Origin of the sequence: Pseudoalteromonas galatheae, assembly GCF_005886105.2 — a bacterium.
GTDB lineage: Bacteria > Pseudomonadota > Gammaproteobacteria > Enterobacterales > Alteromonadaceae > Pseudoalteromonas > Pseudoalteromonas galatheae.
Map to the genome: position 1 here is coordinate 3,338,306 of NZ_PNCO02000001.1, position 21,695 is coordinate 3,360,000.

The 21,695-nt window shown below is 43.9% G+C and carries 16 protein-coding genes and 2 rRNA genes (1 of these 18 cut by a window edge); 8 read left to right on the forward strand and 10 right to left on the reverse strand.

Annotated elements, in window-relative coordinates; translation table 11 throughout:
- Positions 1–43: 43 nt before the first annotated feature.
- Complete coding sequence (locus CWC29_RS14835) at positions 44–790, reverse strand: substrate-binding periplasmic protein (RefSeq protein WP_128727562.1); 747 nt, start codon at positions 788–790, stop codon at positions 44–46.
- 180 nt (positions 791–970) lie between these two features.
- On the opposite strand from CWC29_RS14835, the gene uvrA reads away from it, so the two are divergent.
- Both uvrA and CWC29_RS14845 read left to right on the forward strand, forming a co-directional pair.
- Positions 971–3,793, forward strand: a complete 2,823-nt coding sequence (gene uvrA, locus CWC29_RS14840) for an excinuclease ABC subunit UvrA (protein ID WP_138521444.1) — start codon at positions 971–973, stop codon at positions 3,791–3,793.
- A gap of 50 nt (positions 3,794–3,843) precedes the next feature.
- Positions 3,844–4,929, forward strand: coding sequence for a hypothetical protein (locus CWC29_RS14845; RefSeq protein WP_128727560.1), 1,086 nt, complete (start codon positions 3,844–3,846; stop codon positions 4,927–4,929).
- Here the strand turns inward: CWC29_RS14845 and CWC29_RS14850 are convergent.
- Positions 4,910–5,308, reverse strand: a complete 399-nt coding sequence (locus tag CWC29_RS14850; RefSeq protein ID WP_128727559.1) for an acyl-CoA thioesterase — start codon at positions 5,306–5,308, stop codon at positions 4,910–4,912. The two genes, CWC29_RS14845 and CWC29_RS14850, sit on opposite strands and share 20 nt — an antisense overlap.
- A gap of 29 nt (positions 5,309–5,337) precedes the next feature.
- Between CWC29_RS14850 and CWC29_RS14855 the strand changes: the two genes are divergently transcribed.
- Positions 5,338–6,039, forward strand: a complete 702-nt coding sequence (locus CWC29_RS14855; protein WP_088531994.1) for a 2OG-Fe(II) oxygenase — start codon at positions 5,338–5,340, stop codon at positions 6,037–6,039.
- Positions 6,040–6,102: 63 nt separating this feature from the next.
- On the opposite strand, the gene CWC29_RS14860 is transcribed toward CWC29_RS14855, so the two are convergent.
- Positions 6,103–6,471, reverse strand: coding sequence for a YacL family protein (locus CWC29_RS14860; RefSeq protein WP_138521446.1), 369 nt, complete (start codon positions 6,469–6,471; stop codon positions 6,103–6,105).
- A gap of 62 nt (positions 6,472–6,533) precedes the next feature.
- Between CWC29_RS14860 and CWC29_RS14865 the strand changes: the two genes are divergently transcribed.
- Positions 6,534–7,478 (forward strand): AEC family transporter, encoded by a 945-nt coding sequence (locus CWC29_RS14865; protein ID WP_235956581.1) that lies wholly within the window; start codon positions 6,534–6,536, stop codon positions 7,476–7,478.
- Between the two features lie 3 nt (positions 7,479–7,481).
- Here the strand turns inward: CWC29_RS14865 and CWC29_RS14870 are convergent, their stop codons facing one another.
- Complete coding sequence (locus CWC29_RS14870) at positions 7,482–7,709, reverse strand: hypothetical protein (RefSeq protein WP_010376621.1); 228 nt, start codon at positions 7,707–7,709, stop codon at positions 7,482–7,484.
- A 220-nt stretch (positions 7,710–7,929) separates the two neighbouring features.
- Here CWC29_RS14870 and CWC29_RS14875 point away from each other — a divergent pair, with 220 nt between their 5' ends.
- Positions 7,930–9,243, forward strand: coding sequence for a short-chain fatty acid transporter (locus CWC29_RS14875; protein ID WP_128727557.1), 1,314 nt, complete (start codon positions 7,930–7,932; stop codon positions 9,241–9,243).
- A gap of 30 nt (positions 9,244–9,273) precedes the next feature.
- On the opposite strand, the gene CWC29_RS14880 is transcribed toward CWC29_RS14875, so the two are convergent.
- Positions 9,274–10,284, reverse strand: coding sequence for a metalloprotease (locus CWC29_RS14880; protein WP_128727556.1), 1,011 nt, complete (start codon positions 10,282–10,284; stop codon positions 9,274–9,276).
- A 210-nt stretch (positions 10,285–10,494) separates the two neighbouring features.
- On the opposite strand from CWC29_RS14880, the gene CWC29_RS14885 reads away from it, so the two are divergent.
- Positions 10,495–11,703 (forward strand): EAL domain-containing response regulator, encoded by a 1,209-nt coding sequence (locus CWC29_RS14885; protein ID WP_102055961.1) that lies wholly within the window; start codon positions 10,495–10,497, stop codon positions 11,701–11,703.
- On the opposite strand, the gene CWC29_RS14890 is transcribed toward CWC29_RS14885, so the two are convergent.
- Positions 11,687–12,814, reverse strand: coding sequence for a hemolysin family protein (locus CWC29_RS14890; protein ID WP_167815440.1), 1,128 nt, complete (start codon positions 12,812–12,814; stop codon positions 11,687–11,689). The genes CWC29_RS14885 and CWC29_RS14890 overlap by 17 nt on opposite strands.
- A gap of 166 nt (positions 12,815–12,980) precedes the next feature.
- Here CWC29_RS14890 and CWC29_RS14895 point away from each other — a divergent pair, with 166 nt between their 5' ends.
- Both CWC29_RS14895 and CWC29_RS14900 read left to right on the forward strand, forming a co-directional pair.
- Positions 12,981–15,434 (forward strand): alpha/beta hydrolase family protein, encoded by a 2,454-nt coding sequence (locus CWC29_RS14895; protein ID WP_138521448.1) that lies wholly within the window; start codon positions 12,981–12,983, stop codon positions 15,432–15,434.
- Positions 15,435–15,661: 227 nt separating this feature from the next.
- Entirely contained in the window at positions 15,662–16,357 is a 696-nt protein-coding gene (locus tag CWC29_RS14900; protein ID WP_128727554.1) for a response regulator transcription factor, read from the forward strand.
- A 43-nt stretch (positions 16,358–16,400) separates the two neighbouring features.
- On the opposite strand, the gene CWC29_RS14905 is transcribed toward CWC29_RS14900, so the two are convergent.
- The 4 genes from CWC29_RS14905 to CWC29_RS14920 all read right to left on the reverse strand — a co-directional run.
- Positions 16,401–17,921: a YifB family Mg chelatase-like AAA ATPase gene (locus tag CWC29_RS14905; RefSeq protein WP_138521449.1), complete on the reverse strand. Its 1,521-nt coding sequence runs from the start codon at positions 17,919–17,921 to the stop codon at positions 16,401–16,403.
- Positions 17,922–17,938: 17 nt separating this feature from the next.
- Complete coding sequence (locus tag CWC29_RS14910; RefSeq protein WP_128727552.1) at positions 17,939–18,553, reverse strand: trimeric intracellular cation channel family protein; 615 nt, start codon at positions 18,551–18,553, stop codon at positions 17,939–17,941.
- A 357-nt stretch (positions 18,554–18,910) separates the two neighbouring features.
- Positions 18,911–19,024, reverse strand: a 5S ribosomal RNA gene (rrf, locus tag CWC29_RS14915).
- A 190-nt stretch (positions 19,025–19,214) separates the two neighbouring features.
- Positions 19,215–21,695 (reverse strand): 23S ribosomal RNA (locus tag CWC29_RS14920) (it continues 404 nt past the right edge of the window).

Genomic DNA, 21,695 nt, shown 5'->3' on the forward strand with positions numbered 1-21,695 from the left:
TTAACATCATGAATTTGAGCGGCTTGCTCCGAAAGAAAAAACGCTAATGAACGTCGTACTTAACCGTGATCTGCTCTAACTTCCCGCTACGTTTTACCCGTTCAAATGCTTGACTCAACCGCTGCAAACGCTCGCTCGTTGTGCGTGCCTTGCTAAAAGCAAAATATACTGGGCTTTCGTTAATAACCAACGGACTAATAGCAAACTTTTCAAAATCAGGGTTATTTTTATTTTGATACAGGATGTTGAATTTTTCTTCTAAAAACCCTGCAATCCGTCCCTTTTTGAGCAAATTCAGTTTCACCTGATTGTCTGGTACATAGATAAATTGCGTTTCACTGTCGACACGACGCGCAAGACGAGCTGTAAATGCTTCACCATAATAAGCATTACGCTGAATAGCGATGGGCTTTGACAGATGGAATAACGACTCAAGTGAGTCAAGCTGGTGAGGTTCGCCTGAATTCATTGCAAAAACAATGGTTTCCATTCGTTGAGGACCAATAAAATAGGCAAACTGTTCTCGTACTGGTGTTTTTGTAACACTCAAAATAAGATCGATATCGCCCTCCTCTAATAGCTTCAGCGCCCGACCCCAAGGAATACTTACGAAGCGATAACTACACCCAGCTTCATCTAACAAGGCTTTTGCGAAATCAACGTCCATACCGTGCCAAACAAGGTTGTCATTTAATTTAGACTGCGCCGCATAATTCTCAAACCGCACCACCAGCTCACAAGCGAAGCTGTTTTGGCAAAGCAGCACCATAAGCAATAAAAGTCGATACAAAATCAATATCCCAAGTTGATCGGTTTAATAAGTTTAGTTCGTTTAGCAGAGATAACTTAATTTTGTATTCGGGATGCGGTAATCTGTTCACTTCACATCATGCTTTGACTGATCCAGGTTTCAATTTAGTGGATTAGTATCGCGTACTCAGTACAGCGCACGAAAAAACACAAGGGTCGTATGGATAAAATAGAAGTTAGGGGTGCCCGCACCCACAATTTAAAAGACATTTCACTCACTATTCCAAGAGACAAGTTGATAGTGATCACGGGTCTTTCTGGCTCAGGGAAGTCGTCTTTAGCATTTGACACCTTATACGCAGAAGGCCAGCGTCGTTATGTTGAGTCTTTGTCTGCGTACGCGAGGCAGTTTTTATCGCTGATGGAAAAACCAGATGTGGATCACATTGAGGGCTTGTCTCCCGCGATTTCCATTGAGCAGAAGTCGACTTCTCACAACCCACGCTCAACCGTAGGAACCATTACCGAAATATACGACTATTTAAGATTACTCTTTGCTCGAGTGGGTGAACCGAGATGCCCTACGCATGATTTACCGTTAGCCGCACAAACTATCAGCCAAATGGTTGATACTGTGCTTGCGTTACCCGAGGGTAGCAAACTCATGCTACTTGCACCGGTGGTGAAAAATCGTAAAGGTGAGCACGTAAAACTATTAGAAGAGCTTGCGAGCCAAGGTTTTATTCGTGCACGTATCGATGGCGAGGTATGCGATCTCTCAGATCCACCAACGCTAGAGTTACAGAAAAAACATACCATAGAAGTCGTGGTGGATCGTTTCAAAGTTAAAGCAGGGCTTGAACAACGGTTAGCCGAATCTTTTGAAACCGCGCTTGATTTGGCTGATGGCATTGCGCAAATCGCCTATATGGATGATAGCGACGCAGACGAACTGATCTTCTCGGCCAACTTTGCCTGTCCAACTTGTGGCTATGCCATGAGCGAACTTGAACCACGATTGTTTTCTTTCAATAACCCCGCAGGTGCGTGCCAAAGCTGTGATGGTTTAGGGGTAAAGCAGTATTTTGATCCCAAACGTGTAGTGCAAAACCCAGAACTAAGCTTGTCTGGCGGTGCAATCAAAGGGTGGGATAAACGCAGTTTTTACTATTTTCAAATGCTAAGCTCAGTTGCCGAGCAATATGGATTTGACTTAGAAACGCCATTTCAGGATCTGCCGAGTAAATTTCAAAGAGTGGTATTAGAAGGCTCAGGCAAAACTAAAATCGCGTTTAAGTATCGCAATGACAGAGGCGATCTGATCACCCGCAATCACGAGTTTGAAGGCGTGTTAAACAACATGAATCGCCGTTATCGGGAAACGGAGTCAAGTTCAGTAAGAGAAGAGCTCGCCAAGTACCAAACCAGCCAAGCTTGTCCAAGTTGCCATGGCTCACGCCTGCGTGAAGAAGCTCGCCATGTATTTATCGGCTCGACCAATCTGCCGACCGTAACAACGATGAGTATCGGTGAAGCCAGTCAATTTTTTATCGACTTAGCACTCACTGGCCAAAAAGCGCATATTGCGGACAAAATACTCAAAGAGATCCGCGACCGTTTATCATTTTTGATCAATGTTGGCCTAAACTACCTTTCTTTGGAGCGTAGTGCTGATACTTTATCTGGCGGTGAAGCTCAGCGGATCCGTCTTGCAAGCCAAATTGGCGCAGGTCTCGTGGGGGTAATGTACGTACTGGATGAGCCTTCAATTGGTCTACATCAACGCGATAACGACCGTTTACTTAAAACACTCACGCACTTAAGAGATCTTGGCAACACCGTGATTGTGGTAGAACACGACGAAGATGCCATTCGTGCAGCCGATCACATCATAGATATAGGCCCAGGCGCCGGCGTGCACGGTGGCTATGTCGTCGCAGAGGGAACTCGCGATGAGATAATGCAAAGCAAAGACTCATTAACAGGGCAATATCTCAGTGGCGAAAAACGCATTGACGTTCCAACGCAACGTCATCAATGTGATGACAAGTGGCTTGAGCTTAAAGGCGCAACGGGCAACAACCTAAAAAGTGTCGATTTAAAAGTACCAGTTGGTCTAATGACTTGCATAACAGGGGTATCTGGTTCAGGTAAGTCTACCCTCATTAATGACACCCTATTCAAGCTTGCTCATCAGGAATTAAACGGTGCAACAACGCAAGAAGCTGCACCATATGAGTCAATTCATGGGCTAGATCACTTCGATAAAGTTATCGATATTGATCAAAGTCCAATCGGTCGCACACCACGTTCGAACCCAGCAACTTACACCGGGATCTTTACTGCTATCCGCGAATTATTTGCAGGAACACAAGAATCGCGTTCACGCGGTTATAAGGTTGGCCGCTTTAGTTTTAATGTTAAGGGTGGTCGCTGTGAGGCCTGCCAAGGCGATGGCGTTATCAAAGTAGAAATGCACTTCCTACCGGATGTCTACGTTCCTTGTGATGTCTGTACTGGTAAGCGCTATAACCGTGAAACACTAGAAGTGCTGTATAAAGGTAAAAATATCCACGAAGTGTTGGAAATGACCGTTGAGGACGCTCGAGAATTTTTTGATAAAATTCCCGCTATCAATCGCAAACTTCAAACTTTAATGGACGTTGGCCTTTCCTACATTCGCTTAGGGCAAGCCGCCACAACTTTGTCCGGTGGTGAAGCGCAGCGTGTTAAGCTCGCTCGTGAGTTATCAAAACGAGATACCGGTAAAACACTTTACATCCTCGATGAGCCAACCACAGGTCTGCACTTCCATGATATTCAGCAGCTACTCGCGGTATTACATCGTCTGCGCGATCATGGTAATACGGTGTTGGTTATCGAGCATAATCTAGATGTCATCAAAACCGCAGACTGGATTGTAGACTTAGGTCCAGAGGGAGGAGCTGGAGGTGGTCAAATACTCGTCTCAGGTACGCCTGAAACGGTGGCAGACTTCGCGGCTTCGCATACAGGTAAGTACCTTAAGCCCTTGTTGTCTTAATTTCTAAAAGTCTCTATTATTGGTGCATAATAATTACAAATTCATTTATTATGCACCAACTTCTCGCGCCAAAAAACTTAACCGCGTACCTAGCAAGACTGCGCTTTTCCATCGGCCAATTTTGGCAAAGCCTAACGATAGCTCAACGCTATTATTTGGTCAGCTTTGTTATTTTCATGTTCAGCTTAAGTGAGCCTGAAGATAATCACTTTATCGCTTTTTTGATATTAATAACCACAGTAACAGCGCTATGCTATGAATTCTGGCCAAGGATCATGATCTTTTGGGAAAGTGTACCAGGTAAAGCACTGATACTGTTATTTTACGCCTTTATCGCTAATTTTGTGTTAGTTCAAGCTGATGGCCGTATCAACGATTTAACTGGGGTCAGCACAGATAACTTCCCTTACACACATAATTTGAGTGTGTTGCTGTCGTTACCTACTTGGTTTTTTATTACCAGCACCTTTTTATTAATTCTCGCGCAACTATTAATGACGTGCTACGTCGTGGTGCTTTTCTTACTTAAACCATTACGTATAAAGCCTTTTTGGCATCAGAGTCACTATCGCTATCCGGCGACAACAGCAATAATCAGGCTGATCATGTGTTTTGTTTTACTGGCTTTCTTGGTGCTCGGCATCGCTAAATCCGGGGCTTCAACCGCATTTACTGAGTTTTCTTCTGATTTCAAAGTAGATGAGACCGGGATTTCTTTCCAAGCCAACGCGAAAGAATCGCGCTCTGCAGAAGAAAACGAAGGAGCATCGGAAACTCAACCTCAAGTGGCCAACACGAGCGGCGATACTCCGCGACAAGATAAAGCACAGTCCACTGCAGATGAGCCGGAGTCGTTAACGGTATCTATTAATAACGATCCCAATCCAGATTTGCACGAGCAAGGCAAAAACTATAACGATGTACTTAACCAAATATTGGCTTACTTTATCTTTCGCTTTGAATCTGACGGAAACTCACGTTGCGAGCACAGCAAAGGCAGTAATATTGTTGAATTAAACGATTATGAGATCTTGGAGATCATGCCGGATAACACCGCAGAATATGGTTTCACTTATACAGTAAAACCTTGTATTTCAGCGGCAATTGGTCATCAGTTTAAACCGCAGAAACCATAAAAGTACCTAGCGCATCGCGCTCTTGCTGACTCAGCGGTTGAGGTTGCTTAACCGCAAAGTCGTATCGCACCATTATAGTTTTACCTTCAGCACAGCACTCTCCATGCTGCCAAGCCTGCTGCAAAATGACAAATGAGCTGTTGCCAATATGTTCAACAGCCGTTTTTATTTCAACTTCCTGACCATAAAACAGCTCCCCTTTAAAGGTGACTTCGACTTTGGCAACAATCAATTTCCACTCTTTTGGATTTAAATCTGGTGTAAATATTTTGAAAATAGGTGTGCGCGCGGCTTCAAACCACACTGGGAGTACGGTATTGTTGATATGTCCAAGCACGTCTGTATCACAAAAACGCGGCATAAGCTTTTCAGACAGCATAATAACTCCAATAAAAACTAGGGAAAAACATGAGTGATTTTATTCGCGTTTACGATAACGCACTCAGTTCAGACTTTTGCGATGAATTCGTAAAGACCTTCGATCAAAGCCCACATTTAAAACAGGGGACTACGTCTGGTGGTGTCGACTTGAGTAAAAAAGTCAGTCACGACCTTTATTTAAATTCCTACCCTGACTATGCCAAACAGTTACAGCACATTCAACAAGTTACGGCAAAGCACTTATTTGAATACCTTGAAGAACATTTCTTTATGATCATCGGTGCATTTGGACTTAAAGTGTATCACCCTAAAACTGGTGAGCCTGTCGACCTCACTGTGGATAACTTTGAAGAAGTCGGCAAGCCACAACTCCCGGTCCTTGCTCAACAGCTGTTTCGTTTGGGTGCTATCCAAGCCCAGCGCTATCAAATAAATAAAGGCGGCTATCCCTATTGGCATAGCGAAGTCTACCCTCAACATGACCATAATGAAGCCTTACACCGAGTGCTGTTATTTATGTTCTACCTTAACGATGTCGAGGAAGGTGGCGAGACTGAGTTTTATTATCAGCAGCGTAAAATTGCCCCAGTAAAAGGCTCTATGGTGATAGCGCCAGGGTATTTTACACATACACATAGAGGCAACATTCCAGTTTCTAATGATAAGTATATACTCACTTCATGGGTGTTATTTAATAGAGCAGAGCAACTCTATGGAACGCCCAAATAAGCTATCTCTATAATTCAGGGGCTGTTGAACTCAAGCTTGCAAGATCAATAGACCCCACAGAACTTATTTAGCTTTGGTAAATTCAGCCCACTCTACCAGCATTGGTAAAAAGTCCTCATAGCCACACACCGCCATCATACCCGACTCATCTAAAGCCAGTGCGTCTTCTTGGTATTGCGCTATGTCATCACTTTCATGAAACAAAGCGTGGCTTTCAAATAATGCTTCTTGCGGCGTGAACGTGGCGCGGATCTCTTTTCCAGCCAACACAAGCTCTTCTTTTTGATTTGGTAGGTTTTCAAGCTGTATCAGCAAGCTGACAATACGCTCATGTGCAAGCTCTTCGCTCAGCCACCGACCTATCAACGCATGCTCGTCATTTAAGCGAGCTCGAAACCCAGAAAGTGGGTCACGAATAAACTGGTATTCCATCTTTACTTCTTAACTAAATTACCTTGTTTTATTATACCTAAGTAGCGTCCGCTAAGCATTCATTGATAGAATTACCTTTTAACCACTCGATTGTTGGTCAACGCATGTCGCCTGTTGAGATCTTATTTCCTCTCATTTTTATCGTTATTTCTGGGTTTTTGAGTGCAAAGATAGGCTTTATTGCCATCAATCAGCTTGATGGCTTGCGTACTTTTATCTTTAATTTATGTATTCCTGTGCTGTTATTTAGCAGTATGGTGCAAGCAGATCTGGAAAGCCTCGCGACGGGCTCATTGTTATTATCCTTTTATCTTCCAGTCGCTCTGACTTATGTAAGCTTATACCTATTTCTTTTCAAGGCACAACATCGTTCAAAAGCAGACAGCGCAGCATTGGCATTAAGTGGCACCTACTCTAATACCGTGTTAGTCGGATTACCGATTATCTTAATGGCACTCGGTGAGCAAGCCGCTGCCATGGTATTTATGATTATTACATTCCATAGTGCGATGCTGTTTTTTATGACATTTTTACTGGCAGCAAGGCACAAAAATAAGGTGGATATTGTCAAACCCCTGCTGCTAAATCCAATAGTGATAAGTATTTCGGGTGGTTTGATATTAAACGTTGCTGGGTTAAAACTACCAAGCTTAATACTTGAAAGCTTTAGTTGGTTGGCAAAACCCGCCATTCCTGGGGCGCTATTTATTTTAGGTGCGAGCTTGGTACAGTATGGCGTACGAGGTAAATTACACGGTGCAATATGGCTAAGTGCAGTAAAACTGATGCTACTGCCGGGATTGGTTTATCTCTTTGCCACTTATTTAGGGTTGGCAACTCAACAAGTTCAGGTAGTGACTTTAATGAGTGCCTCTCCTTTGGGCGTTAATGCCTATCTTGTTGCTAGACAACTCGACAGCCAACAAGCAACGCTTGCGGCTACCGTTGTGCTGTCTACTGTGCTGAGTATGTTCAGCCTGACTGGTTGGTTATACTTTTTGGTATAACCGTTAATACCTAGGCGGCGTATACTTAGCAGCATCAATAATAGCCCATAAATGGAAAACGGCTGCAATCACGGGTGGAACCAATAAAAACCACAGTGCATATCCACCTACAACAACAATTGCGAAGATTAAAGCCGCCAATATACGACCTTGAACCAACTGACCAAGGCCAGGGAAAAAGACGTTACAAATCGCTGCAATTACATTACCACCAGAACCTTGTCCAGACATGGTTACCTCTCTTAGTTACTTAAAGTCTTTCTTTTTAATATATCAGATTTCATGCCAACCCTAACACTTTGATTTTAAAAGAAACCAATGAAACTCATTATTTTCTGTTCACTATAAGTTAGCCTAAACCACTAACTTTTAGCTTAAAGTTTAGCTATATTATTATGCGTAATTCAATCACTTTGATTTACATAAAATAATAATGAAAACAGGATGTCTTATGCTTGGCAAGTTTACCACCCCACTAACAAAATTAGTCGACAAGTATCTACCCGATCCATTTGTGATTGTACTTTTACTCACTTTTTTGGTGATGGTACTCGCCACATTGTTTACGCCGGCAACGCCTGTCATGGTGCTTGAGGCATGGGGTAATGGTTTTTGGAAGCTACTTACTTTTGCGATGCAGATGTTGTTAGTTTTGTTATGTGGTCACATGCTTGCCGTTACCCCTCCAATAGCAAAAGCGCTAGACCGTATCGCAGGCCTAGCTAAAACTCCCTCTCAAGCAATTATACTCACCACCTTTGTTGCGATGAGCGCCAGCTGGCTAAATTGGGGATTTGGCTTAGTAGTCGGGGCTTTGTTTGCAAAGGCCATCGCTCGAAAAGTGAAAGTCGATTATCGCTTGTTAGTGGCTAGTGCTTACTCTGGTTTTGTTGTTTGGCACGCAGGCCTATCAGGCTCAGTCCCTCTGACTATCGCAACCCCGGGCCACTTTAGTGAAAAGAGCATCGGTATTATTACCACTTCAGAGACAATCTTTGCATCATTTAACCTGCTCATCGTACTCAGTATTTTTATCGTTTTACCACTTATAAATAAACTGATGCTGCCCAAAGATGATGACGCAGTTATTGTTGATAAAGAAAAGCTCATTGAACAAAGTAATGATATCAGTAACCGCGATACTCCGGCTGCAAAATTAGAAAATGCTTCATGGCTTGGTATGTTAGGAGGAGCACTCGGTCTTAGCTACTTGGGCTTTTACTTTATTTTAAATGCAGGCACATTGACATTGAATATCGTCATAGCCCTGTTTTTGTTCTTAGCCATGCTGCTACACAAAACCCCTGCAAATATTCTTAATAGTCTACAGCAAGCAATTCAAGGTGGTGCCGGTATCGTGATCCAGTTTCCTTTTTATGCTGGGATCATGGCTATCATGGTCGAAACAGGACTAGCGCAACAAATATCTCAAGGATTTGTTTCTATTAGCAGTCAATGGACATTACCGCTGTGGAGCTTTTTAAGTGCAGGCTTTGTAAATATATTTGTGCCTTCAGGTGGCGGCCAATGGGCAGTACAAGCACCAATTATTATTCCCGCAGCAGAAGCGCTTAATGCAGACATAGCCAGAGTCGCGATGGCAGTTGCTTGGGGTGATGCTTGGACTAACCTGATCCAGCCATTTTGGGCACTCCCGGTACTTGCAATTGCAGGCCTTAAAGCCAAAGATATTATGGGGTTTTGCCTAATACAATTGCTGGTAACAGGTGTAATTATCGCAACTTTATTGTTGCTGCCCCTGTAAGAAGGTGCGTAATGCACCTTCTTACACAGGTTAACTTGATAAAATTTTCATTGGTAAGCTTAGGATTGGATTCTCTGAATCAGCAAAATGCATCATCACCGCAACATGACCTGTAATAACAACTATATACATAATGGCGCTGACCACTTGCCCATATCGGTCTAGGGGTAATAAGTGACTGTAATTACGGCCACGCCACTCGATCAGGATTTCAAAACTACCAATCAAAATGAATATTACCAGTAGGATTAAGCCAAAGGTGTAACTTATCCAAAGGCCGAATAATACCCCAGCCATACACGCCAATAACCCCACCCAAGAGCGCATTGAAAAGCTTATGCTTTTTAGAACATGCCCACCATCTAACGGCAAAATGGGTAGTAAATTGAATAAGTTCAACAGTGCACTTAATACTGCAACACCAGCAAAGATTTCCATCTCTGTCGCGTAATATAACACCACTCCAAGGATTGAGGTTATCAACCCAAATGCCGGTCCCATCAACGAAATAACTACATCTTGCCAGCGGGTCGTGATCTTATCGTCACTTACAGCCAGTCCACCAACGAAAGGGATCAAATAGATGCCTTTTGTTTTAATCCCAAAATAGCGCATAGCGCGGACGTGGCCATATTCATGAACGACTAAGCAAGCCACAAGCATAAGCGCAAACTGCCAAGAAAATAGCCATGCGTACCCTGCCACGGACGCGCCAGCCAAGGCAGCTTTAACCACTTTGGCACTTTTAAATAACTTTAAGCCCAATGCCGCCAAACCAAATAAGCTGCGTTTTTCTTTAGGTGTTTCAGTGCTCACTTCAAGCCACTGAAGTTCAGCTCCATTTACTGCAATCCCAAGTAACCCCTGAGGTAACTGCTCTGTATTTACCGCCAGTGCTTGTCCATCAATGGTCGCTAAAATGCCATTATGTTGCTCTTCAAAGGTAATCGCTTGCTGCTCGACAAAAAGCTGTACTACTTGTTGTTGGTTAAAAAAGATAGATACCGCTTTGTCCGCTAGCGAAAGCTCGACTCTATTCATATTCAGATCCAAAGGTCATTTGGGGCATTATCGCTAAAAGCGTCCGCTTCATAAAGTGCTGCCGAAATCTGAATTAGAAAAATGCAGGTAAAGTGTCATTATTGCGCTTCAAATTGAGTAAAAATCACCTTTTAAAGCGTTTTGAGATTTGAGCACTTTAAATTATTTGTACTAGACTTTAAGGAGGTAAGGTATACGAAGGAATTGTTAATGTCATTAGCAAAACATCGGATAATGGTAGTAGATGATTCACCCGCGATCCTAGTTGTAATGCAAGCTATTATGACTGAGCTTGGCATTGAGCATGTCACAACCTGCTCAAGTGCGGTAAACGCTGTAGAAAAAATACGGCAGACTCCTCATCAATTTGACGCCATTTTTACAGATCTCAATATGCCCGAAATGGATGGCATGGAGTTTATTCGCCAACTGGGAGAGCTAAGGTTCTCTGGCGGCATTATTATTATTTCCGAAATGGACGAGAAGATTATTGATCTAGCAACCAACCTTGCCAGACAGTCCAATGCACATCTTATCGGCAATATTTCCAAGCCCGTACAATTGGTTGATGTCGAGCGCATGCTCAAAAAAATGGAGACATATACCACTGTAAAACGTAGCCGCATTGAAAAGGTGACCGAAAGCGATCTTTTGCATGCCATTAGTCACAACGAAATTACACCTTACTATCAACCAAAGGTTCACCGTGGTGACAAAAAGATAAAAAGTGTCGAAGTGCTAGCCCGTATTGTGTCTAAAAATACCGAGCAGGTCATTTTACCTGACCATTTCATTGGCGTAGCCGAAGATACAGATCTAATCAACATCATTACTTTCCAGCTTTTTGAAAAGGCGACGGATGAATTCAAAGCAATCAAGTCTGAGCTTAATTATCCGATTAAAATGGCCTTTAATTTATCGCCTGTGCAATTAAATGATCTGAGCTGCCCAGATAAACTGGCACTTATTCTAGAAATAAACCGTTTAAAGCCTAGTGATATCATTTTAGAAATTACTGAAAATCAACCGATGAATCAGTCTATTCAACTGGAAACAATGAACCGGTTACGGATCCGGGGATTTGATATTTCTTTAGACGACTTTGGTACTGGATTTACCAATATTCAGCAATTAAAGTCTTTGCCGTTTACCGAGATCAAAATCGACCGCTCTTTGATAACCCATGTGGAATCCGATCGCTTTTCACAGGTACTTATCGACAGCTTAATCGACATCGCACAAAATCAACAGTTAGACATAGTAGCTGAAGGTATAGAGCGGATTGAAGAGCTACAATACCTTGACCGCTACAAGCATAGCCTGTTAATGCAGGGCTTTTTAATCAGTAAACCTAAACCACTAACAGACCTAGTAGGGTGGATACACTCTTGGCAGCGTATGATTAATTCGAACCCTTAACCTCTGGAGAGGGTGTTTCCTCTCCGTCGCTTTGTGCTTCAGGCGTTTCTCCAGCTTCGTCACTGTCTTCAATCAAATTATCATGATTATCTACGCGCTCTCGCCACTTTTGCTTAGCTGCTGCCTGCATATTGGTAGTTTGCTCTCGCTCATCAACAATATCCATTCCCATTAATGATTCAAGCAAATCTTCTAATGTCACTATACCTTGTACATCGCCATATTCATCAATAACAAGCGCAATGTGTAGACGCTTTGCCAGTAACGCTTTGAATAGCTCTGGCGCAGCTAGCGTTTCTGGTACGGTGTAAAGAGGTCGCGATAGCTTACCAATTTTATAGTCTTCTCCAAGCCTATGATAAGCAAGCATAATGTCATTCTTATGTACAAAGCCGATGATGTCGTCTGTATTTTTATCAAATACCAACACCCGAGAAAAAGCAACCGAGCCATGTTCAGACAAATACTCGTGCACTGTCATATCTTTATGCACCTTAAATAACACCGTTCTCGGTGTCATGATGCTTTCTAGTTTGGCATGGCGAAAACGTAATAAACTACGAATGGTTTCAGTCTCGTCCTGATGCAGTGCACCAGCTTCAGAGCCTATTTCCGCCATTGCTTCGATTTCTTGACGAATATAGTGAGCCTCATCTTCTTTACGGCCTATCACTTTTGTTAACTGATCCGACATCCACACAAATGGCTTTAAAATTCGAACTAACCAAATCAACACGCTTGAAACAATCGGCGTTAGTCCGCGCCAATAAGTCGCTCCCAAGGTCTTCGGAATGATTTCTGATAGAACCAACACCAGCAGTGTCATCACTGCCGACGCAATACCGACAGCTGCATCTGAAAATACCACTGCAGCTTGCGCTCCAACACCTGCCGCACCGGCAGTATGTGCAACTGTATTTAACGTTAAGATAGCCGATAAAGGCTGATCGATATTGTCTTTTAGGCGCTGAACTCGCGACGCTAATGCATCGTTTTCTTGCTTTAAGATCCCTATATGACTTGGCGTAATACTGAGCAGCACCGCTTCCATCACTGAACAGATAAAAGAGATCGCTATTGCCAAAAACATGTAGGTTAATAAAAAAACCAAGTAAATTCTCCTCTTAATTCAACGCTAAAACATTACTTAAACACATTCGTTGCTTTGCTCTTCAACACAGACTATTAAATTTAGGACGTCTATCGCAGCAATACAACCAGTTCAAAATACTATGATATAGTTTTATCGTATAATTACCTACAATAGGCGCACATAAATGAAACTACGTACAGCCGTTACTCTACTATTTACGGCAGTCTCAGCACAACTTTCAGCAAGCCCATTAGACGAATCAAAAATACAATTTTTGGGTCCCATCGCAGGCGAATCAACAATAAAGCCAGCGGATACAGCTCATCGTGATGCAATTATTGAAAACCTGCTACCATCATTACAACAAGACGCCAAACAGGTAACGCTATTCAATAATGAAAGCAAATGGCAAGCACTGAATAAAGTATCTCAATTAACGATACCTGGACTGCAGGCTCTGAAATTTAATTTCACTACTCAACGTTTTGTCTCTGGCAAACTCAAGCTTGAGGGCATCGAGAAAGCCAAAGTATTTCTAAATGGAGAGCCGGTCTCAGGTGTTAAAGAAGTTCAGCTTGATGTAGTCAAGGGCGATCATCAAATCCTCGTTATCGCCGAGCAGGTAAATGACTGGAATAAGGTTGATCTTAGCTTTGAAGGTGAAGCAGCGCATGACATTATCACGCTGACAGAAAAACAAACCAAAGCGCTGTCTGCAAAGCAGTTGTTTGATGCTCCAACAGTGAGTGCTATCTCACTTTCACCTAACGGCGAATATTACATTTCTACCGTACGCCACTACGATGATGAAAAAGGCAACTCAGCAATCACCGAAACTGCTTTATATAATGAAGATGGTGACATGCTTTACAGTTTCGATGGTATGAGTGCAAATAGCTTTGCATGGCGTGATGACAGCAGCAAGCTCACTTATTTAAAAGATAATAAAGCTTACACCCTTGATGTAAAAACCTTTAAACGTACTCAAGTTGCTACTAAGCTCAATGGCGCAAATAGTATCGAGTTTTTTGATAATGATACGCTTATTTTTGCGTGGACCAACAGCGGCAAAGAAGAAGGCAAACTGACTAAACATTATCAAGGATTAGAAGATAGATGGTCATATGCCCGCACTCAATCGCAAATCTTCTTACTCGATATCAAAAGTGGGCTACTTAATCCTGTGACCGTTGGCGCACAAAGCCACAGCTTGGCCGACTTTGACGCACAAGCAAACACGGTTTTAGCAACGCGTAATAAGCAAGACTATGCGCAACCACCTCACATGCTGACGGAGTTGGTAGAAATCGATCTATCAAACAATCAGCAAAATGTCATTGGCCAATACCGTACATTTAGTGGTGCTCAATACACTAAAAATGGTATTTATGTAACTGCAGGTCCTGATTTTGCTGAAGGTGCGGGGCGCAACTTACCTGAAGGTATGCTCGCGAATAACTATGATGGTCAACTTTATTGGATAGATCGCAAAGGCAACAATGTAAAAGCACTGAGTAAAAACTTTGATCCAGCCATAGGCAGCTTTACCGTACTCAATAATGGCGATGTGGTACTGAAAGCGACTGACCAAGATCGTCAACAGCTTTTCTTTTTCGACGAAAGTAAATCTACTTTCAAACGCTTAAATACCGGACTGGATGTTGTCGCAAATTATTCAGTGTCTAGTGAACGTAATCCAGAGATCTTATTCACAGGAACTACGGCATCAACTCCACAGCAGTTAAAAACCATGTCTGCTTCAGATAAGCGAGCTGACACGCTCTGGGACTCAACAAATATCGCATACCAGAATGCGGAAATTGCCAATCTCGAAGAGTTTAATTTTACTAATACTGAAGGCGTGGAGATTAAAGGCCGTGTGTATCTACCACACGATTTAGACAAAGCTAAAAAATACCCAGCACTTGTTTATTACTACGGCGGCACTTCTCCAGTGACTCGTGGCTTTACAGGGCGTTACCCCTTTAACTTATGGGCAGCAAAAGGCTATGTGGTTTATGTCTTGCAACCAACCGGTGCGACGGGTTTCGGTCAGAAATTCTCAGCAGAGCACGTCAATGCTTGGGGTGAACACACTGCTAATGATATCATCATGGGTACCAAAGAGTTTGTGAAAGCCTACCCTTTCGTTGATGATAAGCGTTTAGGTAATTTAGGTGCTTCTTATGGCGGCTTCATGACTATGCTGCTAACAACAAAAACTGATTTGTTCTCAGCTTCTATCTCACATGCTGGTATTTCTAATATTACCTCATACTGGGGCCAAGGCTGGTGGGGTTACTTGTATTCTGGCGAGGCTTCAAAAGGAAGTTTTCCCTGGAACAACCCAGCACTTTACTCACAGCATAGCCCGGTATTCAATGCGGACAAAGTAACAACACCATTACTGTTAATTCATGGCGACGCAGATACCAATGTGCCGCCAGGTGAAAGCCATAATATGTATACCGCCTTGAAGATCCTTGGCCAAGATGTTGAATTGGTCGAATACAAAGGCGCAGATCACCAAATTTTGGCTCGTGACCAGCGTTTCCATTGGTGGAACACCATGCTGGCTTATTTCGACAAACATTTAAAGCAAGAGCCACAGTGGTGGGAACATCTATACGGTAAGTAATCAACGCTAGGCGGCACTCTGTGTCGCCTTTTTTTGTTTAGTGAAGCAGCAATCAAACATATCATTGTATATAATTTAACAATAAAATTAAGTTCCCTCTTGATCGAACTAGACTGTCAGGTTAACGTGCCAGATATAGAGTTGTAAGAAATCGTTTCATACACTTCCAAGCAGCGATCTCTGAGTGTTATATTAACGACAATTAAACAACAATTAACAGTGAAAACATGAGCATAAAGGTTTTATTAGTTGAAGATGATGAACTCTTAGCAAAGCGGCTGTGTAGTCACTTTGAAAATACTGAGTTTAGTATCACTGTAGACAATACGGGTGCTACTGCACTTGAGCTTATTCAATCTCAAACCCAAAACCCATTTGTACTTGCCATTGTTGATGTTGTGTTACCCGCCACTGATGGCCTACAGCTCGCAAAAGAAATTAATACCTTATCGGATCTCGGAGTGATCATGCTTTCCAGCCGGGACTCTCAGGCCGATAGAATAGCGGGCCTTGCGCAAGGTGCTGATGACTACGTCTGTAAGCCTGTTGATACGCTTGAGCTTGAACTGCGTATGCGTGCCTTATACAAACGTTTAGTTGGTAATAAAGACGATGAATCGGAAGAGTTTATCGAATATGCTGACTTTAAACTACATCCTGATAATCGTACCTTAATCAATCAACACGGTATTGAATCTCGACTTACCGAAGCAGAGCATAAAGTATTGATTTGTCTTATTTCCAATGCAGGAAGGGCAACATCCAGAGAGCGTATTTCAGAAGACATTGGGCAACCTGATTGGAGCCCAAGTGACAGAACGGTTGATGTCTTAGTTGGCCGACTACGCAAAAAACTCGGCGATGAAAAAGAGCAAAAACGCATTGTGACTGTTCGTGGTAAAGGCTATATGTTGTCGGCTTAACCTTTACCAATAATACACTCCCTATCTATTGAAATGCTGTTAGCTAATACTGTGTTAACTGAGCTAATAACCTCTCCAGCGCGCGATAACTAAGCGCTTCCTTTAAATGTGATAAGCTAATATTAGGTGTCGAGCTCAGATCCGCTATGGTACGTGCAACCTTGATTATTCGATGATATGAACGTGGTGATAGCTTTAGTTTTTCTGCAGCCTTTGCCAGAAATAAGCGTTCAGCATCAGCAAGATAGCAGATATGATTTAGCTCTTTTACACTCAGTTGATCGTTACATTTTCCCTGACGTACCAAAGCTGCTTTATAGGCCTGTTCCACCCTAGCCCTTATTGTCGCGCTAGACTCTCCATCACTCTGGGATTGTAGCTCTTCTGTTTTTAGACGAGGTAATTCTACCTGTAGATCTATTCGGTCTAAAAATGGACCTGAAATCTTAGCCAAATAGCGCAATACTTGATCTGGAGACGCTCTTTTATCAGTGTAACAACCTGTAGGACTGGGATTTAATGCTGCGATCAGTTGAAAGTTTGCAGGGTAATCAACTTGCCGAGCTGCGCGCGAAATCGTTACCATGCCCGTTTCCATCGGTTCACGTAATGAGTCCAGCACCTTCCTATCAAACTCTGGTAATTCGTCCAAAAATAGAACACCATTATTTGACAGTGATATCTCACCTGGCTTAGGGTTCGACGAGCCTCCAACCAAGGCTACCGCAGAGCAAGTATGATGTGGAGCTCTAAAAGGCCTTGTTTTCCAGTTCGACTGACTGATTGTTTTTCCGAGTATGGAATAGATAGAAGCTGTTTCTAGCGCCTGATTATCCGTCATTAATGGCATTATCGTGGGTAGGCGCTGAGCAAGCATCGATTTTCCAGTGCCAGGAGGACCCAGAAATAAAACGTTATGTCCACCTGCCGCAGCTATTTCTAGTACTCGCTTCGCCCCCTCTTGTCCCTTCACCTCAGCCATATCCAGCAAGCTCCCACCTGAAGCTTGTATATTTAAATCGTCTGGGTAGAGTTGATTAAACATAAGTGATTGCTGGCCGCTTAAACCTAACCATGCTGTACGTAAGCAGCTTATAGCAACACGATTGGCATCAGCGGCAAGGCTCGCAACTGCATCGTTACTAATTGGTAGGTAAGCAGTTCGCCCCATCTTCGCTGCTGCAATAACAGATGGCAAAATGGCAGTGACCGTCCTCAGTTCACCATTTAACGCAAGCTCACCATAAAATTCTTTATCAGCAATAGCATGGCTATCTAACTGTCCTGATGCAACGAGAACACCTAGTGCGATTGCAAAGTCAAAGCGCCCCCCTTCTTTGGGTAGATCTGCTGGTGCTAAGTTTACTGTGATACGCTGTTCTGGAAATAAAAAGCCAGCATTAACAAGCGCACTACGGACGCGTTCTTTGGCTTCTTTAACTGAGGTTTCGGGTAATCCAACAATACTAAAGGCAGGTAAACCGTTGCTAAGGTGTACCTCAACAATTACCTCAGGTGCGGTAATACCAACTTGTGCCCGAGTGAAAACTCTTGCTAAAGACATCCATGTCTCCTAATTACTTAATATTTATATTTAAATACGTGTAACACCAAGTGGTATCGCATAGCCGCTAATCTCAATAACAAGGTTGCAGCCATAGACAATACCATTACATATTCCGTTGCCATGCCCAATTTAATTGCTTGAGTATAGACTACCCCACCAAAAATACAGGTGATCGCGTATAACTCTCCTTTTAGAAGAAGAGGGATCTCTCGGGCTAATACGTCTCTAATGACCCCACCAAAACACCCAGTCAATACACCCATGATCACAGCTGTAGTATCAGGCATTCCAATACTTAAAGCCTTTTGTACACCCATTACGGCGAAAAAAGCAAGTCCAATGGCATCAGCAACCTGCAGTACAGTTCTTGGAATATTTTGATGCCGATTTAACCACCATATACTCACAGCGACAGCAAATAAAATAGCGTAAATATAGCTAGTATCATGAAGCCAAAAAACAGGTTGATCCAAAATCAAGTCTCGTAATGTTCCCCCCCCGATACCAGTTACAGTCGCAAGGACAATCACACCAAAGCCATCCATATGTTTACTATGCGCGATTAAGGTTCCAGAGATCGCAAAAACCATAACCCCCAAGAGATCAAACCAATGATAGAGTTCCGACATTTCGTAATTAGTTGTGAAACAAAAGCAAAATCATAACGAAGATCTCACACAAAAGGTAGTGGGATCGCCAACATTTACAGTTTTCAATGTCCTAAGTAAAGTGTCTTTATAAAATATTTAGGATGAATGCTGTTAATCGACCTTTAATAAGGCCCTGGCTCGCTACGAACTAGGATGTTTTACTCTCTTTGTTTGGGAAGCCCAACAGCTCGGCGGGTAAACCACCTCCGACCACGCTGCTCTGTGCTGATGTGGTGGTAGGAGCGAGTTCACCTCGCGAGGTTTTATACCTCAAATTTCTATGCCCCAAACAGCAAAAAACCCGTCGCATTGCTGCAACGGGTTTCTTTTATTTGGCCCTGACGATGTTCTACTTTCACATGGGAAGCCCACACTATCATCGACGCTGTTTTGTTTCACTTCTGAGTTCGGCATGGGGTCAGGTGGTTCCAAAACGCTATGGTCATCAGGAAATCTGGGTGCAAATGTCTAATGACATCGTGCCTCGCACGAGCATTCCATTTGCGCAAGGTGAACCGATTTCGCGATACCGCTGAGGTTGGTCACCTTGTTTAATTCTTAAATCTGGAAAAAGCTATTAAATTCTTCTGTCTACTTCAGTCTATTAACTTCTGTCGCTTATAAACCACTTTGGCGTTGTATGGTTAAGCCTCTCGGGTAATTAGTACGAGTTAGCTTAATGCCTCACAGCACTTCCACATCTCGCCTATCAACGTTGTAGTCTTCAACGGCCCTTCAGTTGACTCTAAGTCAAAGTGAGAACTCATCTCGAGGCCTGCTTCCCGCTTAGATGCTTTCAGCGGTTATCAGTTCCGAACGTAGCTACCGGGCAATGCAATTGGCATCACAACCCGAACACCAGCGGTTCGTCCACTCCGGTCCTCTCGTACTAGGAGCAGCCCCTCTCAATTCTCAAACGCCCACGGCAGATAGGGACCGAACTGTCTCACGACGTTCTAAACCCAGCTCGCGTACCACTTTAAATGGCGAACAGCCATACCCTTGGGACCGACTTCAGCCCCAGGATGTGATGAGCCGACATCGAGGTGCCAAACACCGCCGTCGATATGAACTCTTGGGCGGTATCAGCCTGTTATCCCCGGAGTACCTTTTATCCGTTGAGCGATGGCCCTTCCATTCAGAACCACCGGATCACTATGACCTACTTTCGTACCTGCTCGACGTGTCTGTCTCGCAGTTAAGCTTGCTTCTACCATTACACTAACCGTACGATGTCCGACCGTACTTAGCAAACCTTCGTGCTCCTCCGTTACTCTTTGGGAGGAGACCGCCCCAGTCAAACTACCCACCAGGCACTGTCCTCAACCCCGGTTCAGGGGCCTAAGTTAGAACATCAACACTACAAGGGTGGTATTTCAAGGTCGGCTCCACAGAAACTAGCGTTCCTGCTTCAAAGCCTCCCACCTATCCTACACATGTAGGGTCAATGTTCAGTGCCAAGCTGTAGTAAAGGTTCACGGGGTCTTTCCGTCTAGCCGCGGGTACACAGCATCTTCACTGCGATTTCAATTTCACTGAGTCTCGGGTGGAGACAGCGTGGCCATGGTTACACCATTCGTGCAGGTCGGAACTTACCCGACAAGGAATTTCGCTACCTTAGGACCGTTATAGTTACGGCCGCCGTTTACCGGGGCTTCGATCAAGAGCTTCGCCTAAGCTAACCCCATCAATTAACCTTCCGGCACCGGGCAGGTGTCACACCGTATACGTCATCTTACGATTTTGCACAGTGCTGTGTTTTTAATAAACAGTCCCAGCCACCTGGTCACTGCGGCTCTCGTTTGCTTACAGAGCAAGTCTTTCACAAACAAGAGCGTACCTTCTCCCGAAGTTACGGTACAATTTTGCCTAGTTCCTTCACCCGAGTTCTCTCAAGCGCCTTAGTATTCTCTACCTGACCACCTGTGTCGGTTTAGGGTACGATTCAGTATGAACTGAAGCTTAGAGGCTTTTCCTGGAAGTAGGGCATCAACAACTTCACCACCTTAGTGGCTCGTCTCGACTCTCAGCCTTAGCAACCCGGATTTTCCTAAGTCACCAGCCTACAGCCTTTCACATGGACAACCAACGCCATGCTTGCCTAGCCTGCTCCGTCCCCCCATCGCATTCATACCAAGTACGGGAATATTAACCCGTTTCCCATCGACTACGCTCTTCAGCCTCGCCTTAGGGGTCGACTCACCCTACCCTGATTAACATGGGATAGGAACCCTTGGTCTTCCGGCGGAGGAGTTTTTCACTCCTCTTGTCGTTACTCATGTCAGCATTCGCACTTCTGATATGTCCAGCATGCCTCCCGGCACACCTTCAGCCACTTACAGAACGCTCCCCTACCCCGCATACTTACGTACGCAGCCGTAGCTTCGGTGGTATGTTTAGCCCCGTTACATCTTCCGCGCAGGCCGACTCGACTAGTGAGCTATTACGCTTTCTTTAAAGGGTGGCTGCTTCTAAGCCAACCTCCTAGCTGTTTTAGCCTTCCCACATCGTTTCCCACTTAACATACACTTTGGGACCTTAGCTGACGGTCTGGGTTGTTTCCCTCTCCACGACGGACGTTAGCACCCGCCGTGTGTCTCCCGGATAGTACTTTACGGTATTCGGAGTTTGCAAAGGGTTGGTAAGTCGGGATGACCCCCTAGCCTTAACAGTGCTCTACCCCCGTAAGTATTCGTCCGAGGCTCTACCTAAATAGATTTCGGGGAGAACCAGCTATCTCCCGGTTTGATTAGCCTTTCACTCCTAGCCACAGGTCATCCCCTAACTTTTCAACGTTAGTGGGTTCGGTCCTCCAGTTGATGTTACTCAACCTTCAACCTGCCCATGGCTAGATCACCGGGTTTCGGGTCTATACCCTGCAACTTAAGCGCCCAGTTAAGACTCGCTTTCGCTACGGCTCCCCTAAATGGTTAACCTCGCTACAGAATATAAGTCGCTGACCCATTATACAAAAGGTACGCAGTCACCCAACAAGTAGGCTCCTACTGCTTGTACGTACACGGTTTCAGGTTCTATTTCACTCCCCTCACAGGGGTTCTTTTCGCCTTTCCCTCACGGTACTGGTTCACTATCGGTCAGTTGGGAGTATTTAGCCTTGGAG

Coding starts and splice junctions, on each gene's coding strand:
- uvrA (WP_138521444.1), top strand. CDS start 971: ATGGATAAAATAGAAGTTAGGGGTGCCCGCACCCACAATTTAAAAGAC.
- CWC29_RS14845 (WP_128727560.1), top strand. CDS start 3,844: ATGCACCAACTTCTCGCGCCAAAAAACTTAACCGCGTACCTAGCAAGA.
- CWC29_RS14850 (WP_128727559.1), bottom strand. CDS start 5,308: ATGCTGTCTGAAAAGCTTATGCCGCGTTTTTGTGATACAGACGTGCTT.
- CWC29_RS14855 (WP_088531994.1), top strand. CDS start 5,338: ATGAGTGATTTTATTCGCGTTTACGATAACGCACTCAGTTCAGACTTT.
- CWC29_RS14860 (WP_138521446.1), bottom strand. CDS start 6,471: ATGGAATACCAGTTTATTCGTGACCCACTTTCTGGGTTTCGAGCTCGC.
- CWC29_RS14870 (WP_010376621.1), bottom strand. CDS start 7,709: ATGTCTGGACAAGGTTCTGGTGGTAATGTAATTGCAGCGATTTGTAAC.
- CWC29_RS14875 (WP_128727557.1), top strand. CDS start 7,930: ATGCTTGGCAAGTTTACCACCCCACTAACAAAATTAGTCGACAAGTAT.
- CWC29_RS14880 (WP_128727556.1), bottom strand. CDS start 10,284: ATGAATAGAGTCGAGCTTTCGCTAGCGGACAAAGCGGTATCTATCTTT.
- CWC29_RS14885 (WP_102055961.1), top strand. CDS start 10,495: ATGTCATTAGCAAAACATCGGATAATGGTAGTAGATGATTCACCCGCG.
- CWC29_RS14895 (WP_138521448.1), top strand. CDS start 12,981: ATGAAACTACGTACAGCCGTTACTCTACTATTTACGGCAGTCTCAGCA.
- CWC29_RS14900 (WP_128727554.1), top strand. CDS start 15,662: ATGAGCATAAAGGTTTTATTAGTTGAAGATGATGAACTCTTAGCAAAG.
- CWC29_RS14905 (WP_138521449.1), bottom strand. CDS start 17,921: ATGTCTTTAGCAAGAGTTTTCACTCGGGCACAAGTTGGTATTACCGCA.
- CWC29_RS14910 (WP_128727552.1), bottom strand. CDS start 18,553: ATGTCGGAACTCTATCATTGGTTTGATCTCTTGGGGGTTATGGTTTTT.